Genomic DNA, 17,407 nt, shown 5'->3' with positions numbered 1-17,407 from the left:
CTCTTCTCATTGCCCTCCCGGGACGCTAATGTGATCACCATGTGGGGACTTCGGGGGGAGTCCAGACGCTACGTGCGTCTGGTGACAGCGCGTGCGTATGCCGCGGAGACAACGATCGAGCGTGCGGCTGGGGTGCGTCGGGCGCGGGGGCGTTCTGCGCCGCAGCGGCTGCTCGCGGCCGCCGGTGCGCTCCTGTTGGGGCTTGCTCTCGTGCCGCTCGGTGCAGGCCCGGCCTCGGCCTTCGACGAGGGCACCATCCAGGCGCTCGTCAACCAGTCGCGTGCCGCGGCGGGCAAGGGCGCGCTCACGATGAACGGCTCGCTGAACGCCGTTGCGCTCGCCTGGGCGAACCAGATGGCGGCCAACAACGTGCTCTCGCACAACCCGTCCTATTCGGCGCAGATCCCCGGCGGATGGACCGGTGCCGGCGAGAACGTCGGCAACGGCTACGCGACGGGTGCCGATGTGCACGCCGCCTGGATGGCGTCCCCTGGGCACCAGAAGAATGTGCTCGGCGACTTCACCGACATCGGAATCGCGCACATCAGCGCGGGCGGCACGACCTGGTCGGTCGAGGTGTTCGCCAAATACGGAGCGCCCGCTCCGGCGCCAGCCCCGGCTCCGGCGCCTGCGCCGGCCCCAGCTCCGGCGCCTGCGCCGGCCCCAGCTCCGGCGCCTGCGCCCGCTCCGGCCCCGGCTCCCGCGCCGGTCGCGGCGGCACCCGTTCCTGTTGCGGCTGCGGCACCGGCGAGGGGCGGCGCAGGCCCGGCCTCGGCGCCCGTGTCGTCGGCGAGGGGTGGCTCTACGGCGAAGGCCGCTGCGGCTGCGGCCCCGTCACACGACGGTGCCCCGGCGGCTGAGGAGCCGTCACCGACACCGACTCCGACGAAGAGCCCGGTGTTTGCGGGCTTCGCGGCCCAGCTGCCGACGGCCGATGACGCCGCGACTGCTGGCAGGGGTGCGGATGCCCACGCCACCGGTCAGGTCCGAGGCCTTGCGTCCGCGGGCGGGGAGCAGGCCATCATGGCTGTTCCTCTGCAGCCGGCCGTGCTGGCCTCGCTGGCTGCGGCCATCCTGTTGCTGGGGGCCGCCGTGTTCCCGCGTGTGCGGGCTCGCTTCATCCGGAGCTGAGCCACCGCGCGGCCCGCACACCTGAACCGCTCGACGGCTGCAGTTTGTCGCGACGGCTGCGGAATGTTCAGCCGCCGTCGCGACAAACTGCAGCCGCTGCTGTTCGGGGTGGGGTCGCGCGGGCTCAGGCGGAGTCGCGCCAGATGATGGGCGTGTCGAGCAGGATGCCGCCCAACTTCACTTCGTCACCGCGCAGTTGGGCGAGAACGGTTTCGGCAGCGCGGCGCCCGAGACTCCCCGCGGGCTGGTGGATGGTCGAGAGTTGCGGAGAGCAGCGCGCGGCCCACGAACTGTCGTCGAAACCGACGATGCCGATGTCGCCTGGCACGCTGAGCCCCGCCTCGCGGATGGCCTCAAGCGCGCCGGCTGCGACGGCGTCGGATGCCGCGAAGACACCGTCGATGTTCGGCTCCCGCGCGAGCAGCTCGCGCATGCCGGTGACGCCCGCCGAGTACTCATACAGGGGGACCTCGACGACGAGGCGAGGGTCGAAGTGATCGCCGAGCGCGTCAGTGAAGCCGGCGAGCCGGTCGGCGCCAGAGTCGCGGTCGAGGGCGGCCGCGATCATTCCGACGCGCCTGCGTCCCGTTTCCAGCAGGCGTGAGGTGATGGCGGCGGCCGAGCCCCTGTTGTCGATTCCGACGAAGGGTACGTCATCTAACTCTGGCGGATGTCCTACGAAGACGGCGGGCAGGTCCAGCCCGGAGACAACTCGCGTTATGGGGTCGTTCTTGCGGGCTGAGACGATGATGGCGCCGTCGACGAAGCCGCCGCTGAGGTAGCGGGCGACCCGGTCGGTGTCGCGGTCGGAGTCGATGACGAGGCACACCATCTGGTAGTCGGCGTCGGAGAGGCTCGCGTTGGCGCCGAGCAGGATCTCGCCGATGTTGGGGTCGTTGAGGAAGAGGGAGTGTGGCTCGTGCACGATGAAGCCGACGGCCTGGGTCTTCTGCATGACCAGATTTCTCGCAGCGGTGTTGGGCACGTAGCCCACCTTGGCGATGGCGTCTTCTATGGCCGTTCGGGCGGCCTCTGAGACGTATCTCTCGCCATTGACGACCCTGCTGACGGTGCCGCGGGAGATACCCGCTTCGACAGCGACGTCATGAATCGTCGCCCGTTTTCTCCTCTGCGAGGTGCTGCCCATTGCCTTACTCTAACGCCACGGCATCTTGACATGTGCCCCCGGTTCTCCCTAATCTGTGTACGTTCACAGAATAGATGTCGTGCAGTTCGTCGTCCTTATCTGTGCACGTTCACAGACATCGGCGTCGCAATCGACTCCGATGAGGTTCTGACAGGAGATCGATGAACGCCACCACAGGCGGAGAAACCCCCTTCGTCCACGCGGGCATCGCATTCGGCTGCGACTACAACCCCGAGCAGTGGAGCCCCGAGGTGTGGCGCGAAGACGTCGAGCTCATGCGCCAGGCGGGCGTCGATCTGGTAGCCGTCAACATCTTCGGATGGTCGCAGCTCCAGCGAGGGCCGGGTGAGTTCGACTTCGCCGACCTCGACACCGTCATTGAGCTGCTCCACGGGGCAGGCATCCGCATCAATCTCGGCACCGGCACCGCGTCGGCGCCACCTTGGCTGAGCCATGCGCATCCGGAGATCCTGCCTGTCGTGGCCGATGGAACGACCCGCTATCCGGGCGGTCGCCAGGCCTGGTGCCCCAGCTCGCCGGTGTTCCGCGAGCACGCGCTCGCCCTCGTCGATGCTGTCGCAGAACGATACGGATCGCATCCGGCGATTGCGCTGTGGCATGTTTCCAATGAACTCGGATGCCACAATGCGCTCTGCTACGACGAAGCAAGCGCCGCCGCGTTCCGCTCCTGGCTGCAGCGTCGCTACATCACCATCGATGCGCTCAACGCGGCGTGGGGCACATCGTTCTGGAGTCAGCGATATGGTGACTGGGCCGAGATACTGCCCCCGTTGCTGACTCTCTCGAGCCGCAACCCGATGCAGACAATCGACTTCCACCGCTTCAGCTCAGACGAGCTGCTCGACTACTACCGCGGGGAGGTCACGGCCATCCGCAGGCACAGTTCGGTGCCTGTGACGACGAACTTCATGGTCACGGCGCATATCCGTAACCTCGACTACTGGAGCTGGGCGCCCGAGATGGACGTCATCGCCAACGATCACTACCTCGACCACCGCCTCGGCGAGCCAGTGACGGAGCTGTCGTTCGCGGCTGACCTCACTCGGGGGCTTTCGGGCGGCGCGCCGTGGCTCCTGATGGAGAGCGCGACGAGTGCGGTCAACTGGCAGCCGTACAACATCGCGAAGGAGCCGGGCGAGTTCACTCGCAATTCCTTGTCGCATGTCGCACGCGGCGCCGACGGTATCTGTTTCTTCCAGTGGCGCGCCTCGGTGCAGGGATCCGAGAAATTCCATTCGGCGATGTTGCCGCATGCTGGAACGGATTCGGCGGTGTGGCGCGAGGTCGTCGAGCTGGGGTCTATCCTGAATCGGCTTGGCGAGGTCGCTGGCTCGAGGGTTGTCGCCGATGTGGCGCTCGTCTTCAGCTGGGAGTCGTGGTGGGCCTTCGATGGCGAGAGCAGGCCGTCGCAGGGTGTCGACTATCTGCAGCAGGTGCACGCCTCCTATGGAGCTCTCCGTGATCTGGGGCTCACCGTCGACATCGTCGCCCCAGGGGCGAGCCTCGAGGGGTACAGGCTTGTCGTCGTTCCTGCCCTGTACATGGTGAGCGACGCCCAGGCGACTGTCGTCAATGAGCACATCGCGCAGGGCGGGCATGCCCTTGTGACCTTCTTCAGCGGTATCGCCGACGAAGACGACAGGGTGCGCCTCGGTGGGTATCCGGGCGCTTTCCGTGATGCGCTCGGCGTGCGCGTCGAGGAGTTCGTGCCGCTGCCGCCCGAGGTTCGTGTCACCCTCGACTCGGGTGAGAGCGCGCGCCTCTGGGGTGAGCGCCTCTCGACCACGACGGCATCCGTCGTCTCGCGCTTCTCTGAGGGTGCTCTTGCGGGCATCCCTGCTTTCACTCGCAATGAGCACGGTGCCGGCGTCGCCTGGTATCTCGCAACAGTCCTTGAGGCGGATGCGCTCCGCGAGCTCTTCGGGCGAGTCGCCTCCGAGGCGGGAGTCGTGCCGTTCTCGGATGCCGCGGGCCACGACGTCGAGGTCGTGCGTCGTGTCGCCGAGGGCCGCAGTTACGCCTTCGTCATCAACCACTCACATTCCGCCATTGAGGTCCAGGTCTCGGGGCGAGAACTCATCACTGGTGCGGATGCTGTGGGCTCCGTCACCGTTCCGGCAGGCGCCGTGCGCGTCGTCAGGCAGGAGAGCGCATCATGACAGCGGTCGTAGAGACGCAGGAGCTGCGCCCGAAGCGCACGAACAGCGGGCGGCGCCGGCAGCATGCGGGAGCCATCGCCGTGTTCGTGCTTCCGTTCGGCATCCTGTTCGCTCTCTTCTACCTGGTGCCGATCGGCTACGCGATCTACCAGTCGCTGTTGGTCATCGAGCGTGAGGGCACATTCGGTGCGGCACGTGAGGTCTTCGGGGGCCTCTCCCAGTATGTGGCGGTGTTCCAGAATGAGGCATTCCTGACGTCGATCGGGCGGGTGCTGCTGTTCGGTGTCGTGCAGGTGCCGGTCATGCTGGGTCTGGCGCTTCTGTTCGCGCTTCTGCTCGATTCTCCGCTCGTGAAGGGCAGACGGTTCTTCCGGCTTGCGTTCTTCGTGCCGTATGCGGTGCCCGGCGTCATCGCGGCCATCATGTGGGGCTTCCTGTATTCGCCGAACCTGTCGCCGTTCAGCGCTGTGACGAAGTCGGTCGATTTCCTTTCCGCCGATCTTGTGCTGTGGGCGATGGCGAATGTGGTCACCTGGGTCTATGTGGGCTACAACATGCTCATCATCTACTCGTCGTTGCTGGCGATTCCGACCGAGTTGCATGAGGCGGCCAAGCTTGACGGTGCTGGCCAGGTGCGGATCGCATGGTCGATCAAGATCCCGCTCGTGATGCCGGCGATCATTCTCACCGCCATCTTCTCGATCATCGGCACGCTGCAGTTGCTGGCAGAGCCGCAGGTGTTCCGCACGTTCAGCTCGGCCGTGACGAGTGCTTTCACCCCGAACCTGGCCGTGTATTCGACTTCGGCCATCCCGAACTTCAACCTCGCGGCCGCCATGTCCGTCGTGTTGGCGCTGGCGACCTTCGCCCTGTCGTTCGGGTTCCTCAGACTCACCCAGCGGAAGGCGTTCACCTCGTGACCACGGTGTCAGCGGGCAGGGCCCGACAGCGCGCGAGGGCGCCTCGCGAGCCGATCATGTCGCGAATCGGCGCCATGCTCATCATGGGTGTGTTCACCCTGTACTTCTTGGTGCCGCTGTGGTGGCTGTTCATCGCCTCCACCAAGGACCGCTCGCAGCTCACTACCACGAATCCACTCTGGTTCTCAGATTTCACGCTGTTCGAGAACATCGGCCGGGTGCTCGCATATCGTGACGGCGTCTTCATCAAGTGGCTCGTCAACTCGCTTGCCTACGCGGGGGGCGGTGCGCTCATCGCGACCGTGCTCGCGGCGGCGTGCGGATATGCGCTGGCCAAGTACAGCTTTCCGGGCCGCGACCTCATCTTCAATGTCGTGCTCGGAGGGGTGCTCGTGCCGGCGACGGCCCTGGCTTTGCCGCTGTTCCTCATCTTCAGTCAGATCAATGCCACGAACACTTTCTGGTCGGTCTTTCTGCCGAGTCTCGTGAGCCCTTTCGGGGTCTATCTAACCCGTATCTATGCGGCGGCGAGCGTGCCGGATGAACTGCTCGAGGCTGCGCGACTCGACGGCTCAGGCGAGCTGCGCACTTTCGCGACGGTGTCGCTGAAGCTCATGTTCCCGGCGCTGGTGACGGTGTTCCTGTTCCAGTTCGTCGCCATCTGGAACAACTTCTTCCTGCCGCTGATCATGCTCAGGGATGAATCCTTCTTCCCGGTGACCCTCGGCCTCTATGCCTGGAACTCTCAGGTCAACCAGATTCCGGAGCTGCGCGGCTACGTCCTCGTCGGCGCACTCCTGTCGATCATCCCGCTCATCATCACCTTCCTGCTGCTCCAGCGCTTCTGGCGTAACGGGCTCGGCGCGGGAGCGGTGAAATGACCGTTTTTCTGAAAGCTCATCACCTGACGCAGCACCATCCGAGAATGCACCACGAGAGAAAAGGAACACAGTAATGGCAATCAAACATGGAGCGGCCGCCGTCGTCCTGCTCACCGCCGTCGCCCTCACGGGATGCTCCGGCACGACCTCGGGAGGTACCGGCGATGCTGCCGAGTGCGCGCCCGCTGACGGTGCCGTCACCCTCGATTTCACGTCGTGGATCCCCGGCATTGAAGACGTGGTCTCGATCTGGAATGAGGAGAACCCCGACATTCAGGTCAAGGTGCAGACGGGCCCCAACGGTAACGGCGGCACTTACCAGAACTTCTTCAACCAGCTGAAGGCAGGCAACGCGCCAGACCTCGGCCAGATCGAGTATGACGCCCTGCCGAACTTCCGTGTTCAGGATGGCCTCGTCGACCTGGGCGCCTGCGACTTTGTGCTCGACGCCAAGGACGACTTCGTTGACTGGACCTGGAACCAGGTCAGCTTCGGCGAAGACGGCTCGGCCTACGGCGTGCCGCAGGATGCCGGCCCGATGGCGATGTTCTACCGCTCAGACCTGTTCGAGGCGAATGGGATCCCGATTCCGACCACCTGGGCTGAGTACGCGGATGCCGCGGAGAAGGTTCGCGCGCTGGGCGGCTATATCACCAACTTCTCGCAGGTCGACATCAACCAGTTCGCTGGCTTCGTGTGGCAGGCCGGTGGGAGCTGGTTCAGCACCTCAGGCGACGAGTGGACGGTCGATCTGACCGGTACTGAGTCGACCACGGTCGCCGACTACTGGCAGGATCTCATCGACCGCGACCTGGTGGCGAGCTACCCGGCGTGGACGAGCGAGTGGGATAACGCCTACAACTCGGGCGAGGTCTGGACGTGGGTATCGGCGGTGTGGGGAGCCAACTCGATCGCGAGTGGCGCGCCCGACACGGCAGGCAACTGGTCGGTGGCACCGCAGCCGCAGTGGAAGGCCGGCGACGAGGTCGCGGGCAACTGGGGCGGATCGTCGACCGCGGTCTTCAAGGGGTCTGACCACGTCTACGAGGCTGCGAAGTTCGCGCTGTGGCTCAACACCTCGGATGAGGCGCTCACCGCCTTGAACAAGGCTGCGAACCTGTACCCGGCAACGAAGGAGGGCCTCAGCCTGCCTGCGCTCAAGGAGGGCGTTGAGTTCTATGGTGGCCAGCCGATCTACGATGTGTTCGCCGAGGCTTCTGGTCAGGTGGCGCCGAACTTTGCGTGGGGCCCCACGATGACGCAGACGTACAACGACACGTCTGACGGATTCAAGGCTGCTGTCAGTGGCTCGGGCACCCTGCTCGGCGCGCTCGAGTCGGCGCAGAAGTCCACGATCGAAGCGCTGAAGGCGCAGTCGATCCCTGTCAAGGAGTAGATACAGAAGTGATTGTGAACCTTCGTGCCGCGGGCACCGGCCTGTTGTTGGATGCCCGCGGCACGGAGGTTCCTGCCATAGTCCACTGGGGTCGTGACCTCGGTGAGCTTTCCCCGGAGGAGCTGGAGGCTGTGGCGGATGCCGCGGTGCCGGCGATTCCGCCGAGTTCGACCGATACGCCGCTGCGGCTCTCGGTCCTCCCCACGATCGCCGAGGGTTGGTCGGGGCGGCCGGGAGTGGCTGGGCATCATCCGGGCGAGGCCCGTAGGGAGCTCCGTTTCAGTCTGGCCGGTGTCGACGAGGTCTCCATGCTCGGCGTTGACGTGCGGCTGCAGGATGCTGCGGTGGGGCTATCGGTAGTCATCCGCATCGAGCTCAGCCCCGAGGGTGTGCTGCAGCTTCGTCACACCCTCCTGAACCGCTCGCACCATCCTTTCGAACTTGCATCATTGGATGCGATCCTGCCCGTTCCGGGAAGGGCGAGTGAACTGCTCGACTTCACTGGTCTGTGGGGGCAGGAGCGTCGACCGCAGCGCCATCCGCTGGGTCACGGCGCCTGGAGCCGCGAGACGCGGCACGGTCGCCCCGGCCACGACGACCCCATGCTCATGGTTGCGGGAATACCAGGATTCGGGTTTCGCCACGGCGAGGTGTGGGCGGTGCATCTGGCCTGGAGCGGCGACAAGCGTCTGTGGGCGGAGGGTCAGTCTCTCGGCGCATCCGTTCTGGGCGCGGGTGAGCTTCTCGCCCCGGGCGAGATCAGGCTTGAGCCGGCGGAGTCGTACGAGTCACCCCTTACGGTGGCCACGTGGTCTGATGCAGGCCTGGATGGCCTGTCGGGGCGGCTGCATCCGTGGATTCGCTCGTGGAGCATCATCCGCGGGGTCCAGCCTGTCGTGCTCAACACCTGGGAGGCTGTCTACTTCGATCACGAGCAGGGCAGGCTCGACGAGCTCGTTGATGCGGCAGCCGAGGCGGGGGTCGAGCGCTTCGTCCTCGACGACGGCTGGTTTGCGGGCCGCAACGATGCCACGACCGCGCTTGGCGACTGGTTTGTCGACCCGATCAAGTGGCCGCAGGGGCTTGCGCTGCTCGTGGAGCGGGTACGTTCGGCGGGCATGGACTTCGGGCTCTGGTTTGAACCGGAGATGATCAGCGCCGACTCGCATGTCGCGCGCGAGCACCCCGAGTGGGTGCTCGGCTCACACGACGCCCTCGAATGGCGAGATCAACGGGTCATCGACCTTGCCAACCCGCAGGCGTTCGACTTCGTACTCTCGAGGCTCGACGCCCTCGTCAGCGAGTACGCGATCAACTACATCAAGTGGGATATGAACCGTGACCTGCTCATCGACGGCTCGCACGCCCATGTCGCTGCTCTGTATCGGCTCATCGACGAGCTGCGCGCGCGGCATCCGCTGCTCGACATCGAGTCGTGCGCCTCGGGCGGTGCCCGCATTGATCTCGGGGTGCTGCGCCGCGTGCACAGGGTCTGGACGAGTGACAGCAACGACCCGCTCGAGCGGCAGCTGATCCAGCGCCACACGGGTGTGCTCGTGCCACCCGAGTATCTGGGCAGTCACCTCGGCGACTCTCCCGCGCACACGAGTGGTCGCGCCTCGGCGCTGGCCTTCCGCTTCGCGACGGCGCTCTTCGGCAGCGCGGGCATCGAATGGGATCTCAGCAGAGCGGATGCGGGGGAGCGCGCCGCGGTGGCCGGCTGGCTCTCCTTCGTCAAACGCATGCGTCCGCTTTTGCACAGCGGCACAGTTGTTCGCGGTGATGCCGTTGACGAGTCGCGCATCCTGCACGGCGTTGTCTCCCTTGACCAAAAAAGCGCACTGTTCGCGGATGTTTCGCTGGCGGCCGCGCGCTCGGCGCTGCCTGAACGGCTTCGGTTTCCGGGCCTCGACCCGGATCGGCGCTACAGGGTGCAGGAGCTGTCGGCGGGAGGCGTCCCGGATGCGCAATTGACGCTGGGGGTGATCGAGGCCGCCATGCCTCCTTCGGCCGCTGCAGCGATCGTGTTGCCGGGTAGGGCGCTGGTCGAGCTCGGCATCGCGGGCAGGCTGCTACTCCCGGGGCAGGCGGTGCTGTATCGCGTGGATGCTGTCGGCACTGGCGTGCTGTGACCCTGTTTCGCTGAACCCCGGTTTGTCCCCCTGAATGGGGACGCGACTATATGTAACAAAAAGGTAACGACTGCCGCTAGAGTGGCGTCAACCCGTGTTCACGGGCCGTGACGACTGCAACAGGAGTGGCGGGTCTATGGCGACTACGCGGCACCGGACGGGCTTAGGTCCCGATGCCCCCGATGTGTTGTTCATGCCGTTTCGGGCATGGGGGAGTGACGGCTTCCAGCGCGGTTTGATCGCCGCCTCGCTCACACTCGGACTCGTGCTGGTTCTCGTGCTTGGCCCGGCCGCGAGTCGCAGCCATGCGGCGAGCATGTTCGGAACGCTGCGAGCTCCGGGCGAGCCCGCGCTCATCGCCGGCCATCGCGGCGACCGGGCAACGGCACCCGAGAACACCCTCCCGTCCTTCGAGAGCGCGCTCGCAGGACCCATGACTTTTGTTGAGACCGACGTGCGCCTCAGCGCAGATGGCGTGCCCGTGCTCATGCACGACGCCACGGTCGACCGCACCACCGACGGCGCGGGCGCTGTCGCCGAACTCACGCTGGCCGAACTGAAATTGCTCGATGCGGGCACCTGGTACGACACGCATTTCGCCAACACCCGCATCCCCACCCTCGACGAGTTCCTCGACCTCCTCGTCGATTCCCGCAAGAAGGCGATGATCGAACTCAAGGGGGTATGGGCGGTCGAAACAGTCACGATCGTCGACGAGCTCATCCGCGCCCATGGCGTGGAATCCCGCATCATCCTCGCGAGCTTCGAGGAGGAGACGATGATGGCGCTGCAGGAGGCGGTCGAGCTACCGAGAGTGCTGCTGTGCCGCGAGTTGCCGCCCGACGCCGTCGCCACGGTGAGCGACTTCGGCGCGATCGCCCTGATCACCAATCCGGATGCGATCGAGTCGCGCCCGGAGGTCGTCGACGAACTGCACAAGGCCGGTCTGGGGGTGCTGCTCTACACGCTCAACAAGACGCGCAACTGGAGCGAGGCGCTCGCCCTCGGCGTCGACGGGATCATCACGGACAAGCCGAGCACGCTCGACGGCTGGCTCGCCGAATCTGCTCCCGGAACCTGAGCGCGAGGCCCGCCCCGAGCCCTCGGGTATGGCATTCTCCCAGCGATGCGGCGCATGATGGAGTGAACCGCACAGTGAGGAGCAGGCATGGAGAATCCCGATTCTGACCACCCGCAGACGATCGCCTTCGTCGGCGACAGCCTCACGGCATCCGGTGACTGGGCCGCGTGGTTCAGTGACGCCGATGTTCTGAACTTCGGCGTCAGCGGCTACACGAGTGACGATGTTCTGGCGAGCATCGGAGACATCGTGCAGGCGGCGCCGCATGAGATCCTCATGCTCATCGGCACCAACGATCTGGGCCTGCGGCGCTCGGTCGAGCACATGGTCCGCAACATCGAGTCGGCCCTCGTGGAGCTACGGCGCGAACTGCCCGGCACCCGTCTGCTGTTGCAGTCGATTCTGCCCCGCACGCGCGAATTCTCCTCCGACATCCAGACCGCCAACATCCACCTGCGCCAGTTCTGCGCAACGGTGCGCGCCCAGTATCTGGATCTGTGGCCGCGATTCGCGCTCGCGGACGGCAGCCTCGACCCGCAGCTCAGCTCTGACGGGCTGCACCTGAACCAGGCCGGTTACGACGCCTGGCTCGATGAGCTGCGCCCAGCGCTCGAGGCGCTGCGCGGGCTCCCGCCGATGAGCCGCCCCATCCCGGTGATCGGCCGCGAGACCCTCGGCTCGCACTAACCGCAGCACACGCCTGCGAAGCGGATGCGCCGCTACAGCGACCCGATGAGGCTGCGGTAGAACTCGATGCCGCGCAGGTAGGTGGCCACATGCATCCGCTCGTTCTTCGCGTGCAGGGTGCCGCGTTCCTCCGTCGACATCTCGAAGGGGCTGAAGCGGTAGACGTTGTCGCTGATGCGCGTGAAGTGCCTGGCGTCGCTGGCCGCCATCATCACGTAGGGCGTGACGATCGTTCCGGGGTGGCTGTGTTCGATGGCGTCGCGCATGAGCTGCCAGGCGCGGCCGTCGGTGGGCGATACGGGGGAGGGCTCCGACGGCGACTGCACATCGATGCGCACGAGCGGGTCGGCCACGGCGGCGCGCACATGCTCGACCGCCTCGGCGACGGACGACCCGATGGCGATGCGGATGTTCACGGTCGCGACTGCGCGTTCGGCCAGCGCGTTGTCGGCCATGCTGCCCGACAGGCGGGTGACGGCCTGCGTGGTGCGGGTCATCGCCGCCGTCTCATCGCTGAGGCGCCGGAACAGCCCCAGCAGCAGCGGTTTGGTCAGCCACAGCTGGGTGAATGCGAAACGGAGCGGCTGGCGCGCGTGCGCGCCGATGGTGCGGATCATCTCGAGGTTGGTGGCCGAGAACGCTGCACGGAATGGGCGCCGGTTCAGTGCGACGATGGCCTTAGCGAGCCGCACCGTCGCGGTCGTGGCTGGCGGTGTGGATGCGTGTCCGCCATCCTGATCGACCGTCAGGGTGAGCGTCATGATGCCCTTCTCTGCGACGCCGATGACGGCGATCGGGGTGTCGACCCCGGGGAATATGCCCTCGACAACGGCGCCGCCTTCATCGCTGACGAGGGCCGGGCGTATCCCGCGCGATTCGAGCAGGTCGACGATCGCACGGGCGCCGTCGCCCGCGGTCTCCTCGTTGTGGCCGAAGCTGAGCAGCACGTCGTTCTCGGGAACGAAGCCCTCGGCCAGTCGTGTCTCGACGGCTTCGAGAATGGCCGCCATGCTGCCCTTGTCGTCGAGCGTGCCGCGACCCCACATGAGCTGTTCGGCGCCGTCTCCCGTGAGTGTGGCCGAGAACGGCGGATGCTCCCAGCCTTCGTCCTCCGCCGGCACGACGTCGTAGTGAGCCATGAGAACGGCTGGCGCCCCATCGCCTCGCCCCTTCCACCGGTACAGCAGCGAATGCCCTGCCACGCGCTCGAAGGGCAGGTTCTCGTGAACGAGGGGGAACAGCCCCGGCAGCGTCTCGATGAACAGCTCGAACTGCTCCCATTCCGTCTCAGACTCGTTGACGCGCGAGACGGTCGGGATGCGGACGAGGGCCTGCAGGGCGGCCACGGCCTCCGCGTCGTCGCGGTGGGGCGCTGGAATGCTCACGCCACGACTCTATTGGAGCTTCCGGCTCGAGGTTGGGTTCGTCAGCCACCGGGCCTCTGCGAGCAGGGGCCCCACTCCCAGACGGGGAAACCGGCATAGAAGCGGGTCCATGTGCACCAGCCTCCGCTACCTCCTCCTCCGCCGCCGCCTGCCGCAGGCGGGGGAGGAGGCGCGATCGCGGCCTGATGGCTGTTCCGCACCTCGGCGGCTGCGCTGGCGTAACCGCTGAGGCTTGTCGGCACCGACTCGAGCAGCGCTGCCAGCTCGGCGGATGTGTCGCTGTCGCCCAGCGCCAACAGTCTCTGCTCATGGATGGCGAGAGCGTCCAGCGGCGGAACAGCCGCGATGGCCGCGTTCAGCGCAGCCACCGAGTCGGCTGAGGCCTGCGCGTTTGCCGCCAGGGTCTGTTCTCTGACGGTGGCGGCGGATGATGTGAGCTGGGATACGACGGCGTCGAGGTCCTGCGCGGCGAGGTTGTATGCATCCATCCAGTCCTCGAGCAGTCGCGGCTGCTTCGACAGGCGATCGATCTCATCCTGCGCCTGTGATCGCATGACCTCGCGGAAATCGTCGTCGACTGCGAGATACCGTTGCGCGAGTTTCTGTGACAGTTCCGGCGACCGATAGTCACTCGACAGGCCCGAGGCTGACGGCACGTCGGAGAGAAGAACCCGCATGCTCTCGGCGGACTGCGTGAACAGCGCGATGGTGTCGGCATCGAAATCGGAGCCGTTGTCGTTCAGCACGACGGACAGGGGAGTGACGAACACGCTCTCGTGCTGCTCGGCCAACGCCACGGAGGAAGTGAATGTCGCCAGCGTCGCTTCTGCGCTCGCCGCAGCCGAACGCACTCTGTCGGCGTCGTCGGCTGCCGCGCTGCTGATCGATGCCGAGCGCACCTGCGCGATGGTGATCGGGATCCCGACGGCGAGCACAAGCGCGCTCGCGCACAGGATGCCGACGATCAGGCGCGGGCGGGTCAGCCATCGTGTCGTCGTGACCGCCGTATCGGCGGAACCCTCATTCTCATCGACCGGATCGGGATCGGGGCTGCCTGAATCGGGGAGGGGCTTCACGGGAGCAGTCGGCCTTTCGAGCGAGCGATATTGAGAATTCATTAATCTATCGCCCCCGTCCGGGGGTCAAATCTTGGCCGTGTCGGCATGTCGGCATGTCGGCCGCCTGGATCATCGGCGCAACCGTGCTGATCCAGCCGTGGAGGCTGCTCTAGCCTTGGAGCATGGCCAAGCCCACTCCCGACTTCACCCGCCCCGCGCTCGCCCCGGGCATCCTCGGCGTCATCGTCGTTCTCGTGGGTCTCGCCCTGCTCGAGGTCGACGCCTACCTGTTCGTGCGTTTCGGCGTGTGCATCCTCGCGGTCATCGTGGCGGTGTTCGCGGTGAAGGCGGGGCAGTGGTGGTGGCTCCTGGGGCTCGCGCCCGTCGCCGTACTGTGGAACCCCGCGTGGATCATCGAGCTGCACGGGCAGGGCTGGGTGGCCGGGCAGTATCTTGCGGCCCTGCTGTTCCTCCTTGCCGGTGTGTTCATCAAGGTGCCCGAGGAGGGCGACACGGCCCGGAGGTGAGCTGCGGGTGATTTCGCAGTTCACCCGGCTGGTTCGGGGCCTGCGGATCGAATTTCTGGGAACATCCGGGATTGTGCGCTAAACTTGCCGTGCGTTGACGATTCCGTTCACCGTCTCGACCGTGTTCGCACGTTGCTTGAGTCTGGGGTCGTCGCCTGAGGGGCAGGCACCGAGTTCGTGGTGTCGGTTCCGCGGATGCATTCCCACGGATGTGACGCAGCCGGGCAGAGACGCCCCCGGCAGGTATCCCCAGCTTGTGCTGATTCAGGAGGATCATGGCCCGCTCCGCTCGTTCGGAAGGCAACACCATCAACGGCGCTTCGTCGCGCAGCAGGACGGCCGCGAAGTCGGCATCCCGTCGCGGCTCGAAGCATCGCAGCCGGCCCGGCGACGACGCCGGCATGATCCCCGTGCTCGCGCGTGCTGTGCGCGAGATCGAGGGGGCGGCCGAGCGCGGCAAGGTGGGGCCGTCGAACCGCACCAAGTTCCAGGTCATCGCCCTGCTCATGCGGGAGGAGCGTGCCCACGCCAAGAGCGATCCGGATGTCAGCGACGCCGAGCGCGCCGAGCTGCTCAAGCGGCTCGACGGGGTCGCCACGATCCTCGCCAAGACGGCCGCGCGCGACACGTCGCTGATCGCGCTCCTCGCGGAGGACGCCCCCGTGTCGGATGCTGCGCGCAAGCTTCGCAGGGACATGCTGATGGCCTCGGGTGCCGAGCTCAGCCCCGACGAGCTCATCATCGCGGTCGAGGCGCCCACGCTCGCCCCCGTGGCCGAGAAGCAGGTCGTGCCGAAGTCTGTCATCTCCCGGCAGCTGAGCAACCCCTTCCTGGCCCCGGACTTCAGCCAGCCGGTCGCGGCGAAGCCCGCGACGCACCGCCTCGCCAACTGGGAGCTGCTCGAGCCGCTCTTCCGTGCCTTCGAGTACGGTTCGGGCGGCAATGTCGCCAGCATGGGGCTTCCCGAGCCCAGCGATGCCGACAGGCGCGTTCCGGGCGGCCTCGAACTGTTCCACCACCAGGCCGAGTTCGTGGCGAGCGCCCGCGAGGGGCACCGCAGCTATCTGCTCGCCGACGAGCCGGGCCTCGGCAAGACGGCGCAGGCGCTGCTCGCCGCATCCGTCACCAACTCCTACCCGCTGCTCGTCGTTGTGCCCAATGTCGTCAAGATGAACTGGGCGCGTGAGGTCGAACGCTGGACTCCGAACAAGTCCGCCACGGTCATCCACGGCTCGGGGGAGGACCTCGACGCCTACGCCGACGTCGTCATCGTCAACTACGACGTTCTCGACCGCCACGTCGGCTGGCTTCGCACCCTCGGCTTCAAGGGCATGGTCGTCGATGAGGCCCACTTCATCAAGAACCGCGAGTCGCAGCGTTCGAAGCATGTGCTCGCGCTCGCCGAGAGCATCCGGGCGCTTCGCCCGCGCGCGCTCATGATCGCCCTCACGGGAACGCCGCTCATCAACACGATCGAGGACTTCAGGGCGATCTGGCAGTTCCTCGGCTGGATCGACGGCGAGAAGCCGACCGCCGAGCTGATGGCGCACCTCGAGGAGAACGGCCTCACACCCGCCGATTTCGGCTTCTTCGCCGAGGCCAGGCAGACGGTCATCGACATGGGCATCGTGCGGCGCAAGAAGCTCGACGTGGCATCCAATCTGCCGTCGAAGCGCATCGCCGATCTTCCTGTCGAACTCGACGACGATCTGGGGCGCAGCATCCGCGACGCCGAACGCGAGCTGGGGGCGCGCCTCAGGTCGCGGTACCTGTCGCTGCGGGCCTCCCGCACGGGTGCCGAGATCGGCGAGGGCCACAGCGAGGAACTCATGCGCATGGTCGCTCGCGCCGAGCTGGAGGAGTCGAAGGCCTCCAAGTCCGGCGACAACGTGTTCACGATGCTGCGCAGGATCGGGCAGGCCAAGGCCGTGCTAGCCGCCGACTACACGGCTCAGCTGGCCCGCTCGGTGGGCAAGGTCGTGTTCTTCGCGAAGCACATTGATGTCATGGATGCCGCGGAGGAGACCCTCGCACGTCGCGGCCTGACGACGGTGTCGATCCGCGGAGACCAGACCGCGGCGTTCCGTCAGGCGCAGGTCGACGCCTTCAACAACGATCCGCAGGTCTCCGTCGTGGTCGCCTCGCTGACCGCCGCGGGCGTCGGCCTCAACCTGCAGGCGGCGTCGAACGTGGTGCTCGCCGAGCTGAGCTGGACCTCTGCGGAGCAGACCCAGGCGATCGACCGGGTTCACCGCATCGGCCAGGCCGAACCGGTGACCGCGTGGCGCATCATCGCGGCCCAGACCATCGACGCCAAGATCGCGGAACTCATCGACAGCAAGGCCGGCCTCGCCGCCCGCGCGCTCGACGGAAGCGATGCTGATATCGTCGACGCCTCCGAAGTGCAGTTGGAGGCGCTCGTGGCGCTGCTGCGCGACGCCCTGGGCGACTAGGAGCCATGCCGGCGGCAGAATGTACGTCGGCGCAACAAAAGGCCGTCAGGCGGCCGCTGGATGCTCCGGCGGCTGTCTGGCGGCCTTTCTTCTCGAGATCAGCCGTGTCCCCCTTAATGCCGATCCCCCTTCGGGGGGGCCCCCAACTGGGGGCATGCAGGGGTGGACGCGAGGGTCTATCGTTTCAAACACGCAACACGGGGCAACCCGGGCGGCGAGGCCTGCAGGCCGAAACGGTTGGGATACGGGGGTATACCGGCTGGTGGAATCCTGCGATACGGCACCGCCGCTCGGAACCGTGTTTCGCTGCAGTCAGGGACGAGGCCCGACTCTCCCCGATCACATAACGTGTCCCGGGTAGGGCTGCAGGGGGTTTGTGCGGTGTCGCCATAGCGGCCTCGTGGTGTGGAGACATCCACCGCGAGTCCT

General features: G+C 66.4%; 13 protein-coding genes. 10 read left to right on the top strand and 3 right to left on the bottom strand.

Annotated elements, in window-relative coordinates; all coding sequences use genetic code 11:
- Window positions 1-81: 81 nt before the first annotated feature.
- Window positions 82-1,131, top strand: coding sequence for a CAP domain-containing protein (locus FB562_RS07585; protein ID WP_185740479.1), 1,050 nt, complete (start codon window positions 82-84; stop codon window positions 1,129-1,131).
- A gap of 124 nt (window positions 1,132-1,255) precedes the next feature.
- On the opposite strand, the gene FB562_RS07580 is transcribed toward FB562_RS07585, so the two are convergent.
- Window positions 1,256-2,278 carry a LacI family DNA-binding transcriptional regulator gene (locus FB562_RS07580; RefSeq protein ID WP_141880548.1) on the bottom strand — a complete coding sequence of 341 codons (1,023 nt, stop codon included), beginning with the start codon at window positions 2,276-2,278 and terminating at the stop codon, window positions 1,256-1,258.
- A 161-nt stretch (window positions 2,279-2,439) separates the two neighbouring features.
- Here FB562_RS07580 and FB562_RS07575 point away from each other — a divergent pair, with 161 nt between their 5' ends.
- The 7 genes from FB562_RS07575 (at window position 2,440) to FB562_RS07545 (ending at window position 11,555) form a co-directional block, all read left to right on the top strand.
- Window positions 2,440-4,458, top strand: a complete 2,019-nt coding sequence (locus tag FB562_RS07575) for a beta-galactosidase (protein WP_141880547.1) — start codon at window positions 2,440-2,442, stop codon at window positions 4,456-4,458.
- Window positions 4,455-5,378 carry a carbohydrate ABC transporter permease gene (locus FB562_RS07570; protein WP_141880546.1) on the top strand — a complete coding sequence of 308 codons (924 nt, stop codon included), beginning with the start codon at window positions 4,455-4,457 and terminating at the stop codon, window positions 5,376-5,378. The genes FB562_RS07575 and FB562_RS07570 overlap by 4 nt, the downstream gene beginning before the upstream one ends.
- A 56-nt stretch (window positions 5,379-5,434) precedes the next feature.
- Complete coding sequence (locus tag FB562_RS07565; RefSeq protein ID WP_141881138.1) at window positions 5,435-6,259, top strand: carbohydrate ABC transporter permease; 825 nt, start codon at window positions 5,435-5,437, stop codon at window positions 6,257-6,259.
- 73 nt (window positions 6,260-6,332) lie between these two features.
- On the top strand, window positions 6,333-7,655 hold the full coding sequence (locus FB562_RS07560; protein WP_141880545.1) for an ABC transporter substrate-binding protein: 1,323 nt from the start codon (window positions 6,333-6,335) through the stop codon (window positions 7,653-7,655).
- A gap of 8 nt (window positions 7,656-7,663) precedes the next feature.
- Window positions 7,664-9,787 carry an alpha-galactosidase gene (locus FB562_RS07555; protein ID WP_141880544.1) on the top strand — a complete coding sequence of 708 codons (2,124 nt, stop codon included), beginning with the start codon at window positions 7,664-7,666 and terminating at the stop codon, window positions 9,785-9,787.
- A gap of 193 nt (window positions 9,788-9,980) precedes the next feature.
- Complete coding sequence (locus FB562_RS07550; protein WP_141880543.1) at window positions 9,981-10,868, top strand: glycerophosphodiester phosphodiesterase; 888 nt, start codon at window positions 9,981-9,983, stop codon at window positions 10,866-10,868.
- An 87-nt stretch (window positions 10,869-10,955) separates the two neighbouring features.
- On the top strand, window positions 10,956-11,555 hold the full coding sequence (locus FB562_RS07545) for a GDSL-type esterase/lipase family protein (protein ID WP_141880542.1): 600 nt from the start codon (window positions 10,956-10,958) through the stop codon (window positions 11,553-11,555).
- A 32-nt stretch (window positions 11,556-11,587) separates the two neighbouring features.
- On the opposite strand, the gene FB562_RS07540 is transcribed toward FB562_RS07545, so the two are convergent.
- Window positions 11,588-12,940 (bottom strand): M20/M25/M40 family metallo-hydrolase, encoded by a 1,353-nt coding sequence (locus tag FB562_RS07540; protein ID WP_246081383.1) that lies wholly within the window; start codon window positions 12,938-12,940, stop codon window positions 11,588-11,590.
- Between the two features lie 41 nt (window positions 12,941-12,981).
- Window positions 12,982-14,016 carry a hypothetical protein gene (locus tag FB562_RS07535; RefSeq protein ID WP_141880541.1) on the bottom strand — a complete coding sequence of 345 codons (1,035 nt, stop codon included), beginning with the start codon at window positions 14,014-14,016 and terminating at the stop codon, window positions 12,982-12,984.
- A gap of 164 nt (window positions 14,017-14,180) precedes the next feature.
- Here FB562_RS07535 and FB562_RS07530 point away from each other — a divergent pair, with 164 nt between their 5' ends.
- Both FB562_RS07530 and FB562_RS07525 read left to right on the top strand, forming a co-directional pair.
- Window positions 14,181-14,525, top strand: a complete 345-nt coding sequence (locus FB562_RS07530) for a DUF6804 family protein (protein ID WP_141880540.1) — start codon at window positions 14,181-14,183, stop codon at window positions 14,523-14,525.
- 275 nt (window positions 14,526-14,800) lie between these two features.
- The gene (locus tag FB562_RS07525) at window positions 14,801-16,978 is read left to right on the top strand and encodes a DEAD/DEAH box helicase (RefSeq protein WP_141880539.1); all 2,178 of its coding nucleotides are present in this window, start codon (window positions 14,801-14,803) and stop codon (window positions 16,976-16,978) included.
- The last annotated feature ends 429 nt before the right edge of the window (window positions 16,979-17,407 follow it).

Origin of the sequence: Homoserinimonas aerilata (genome assembly GCF_006716125.1) — a bacterium.
GTDB lineage: Bacteria > Actinomycetota > Actinomycetes > Actinomycetales > Microbacteriaceae > Homoserinimonas > Homoserinimonas aerilata.
This window is presented reverse-complemented; position numbering and strand designations above follow the sequence as displayed.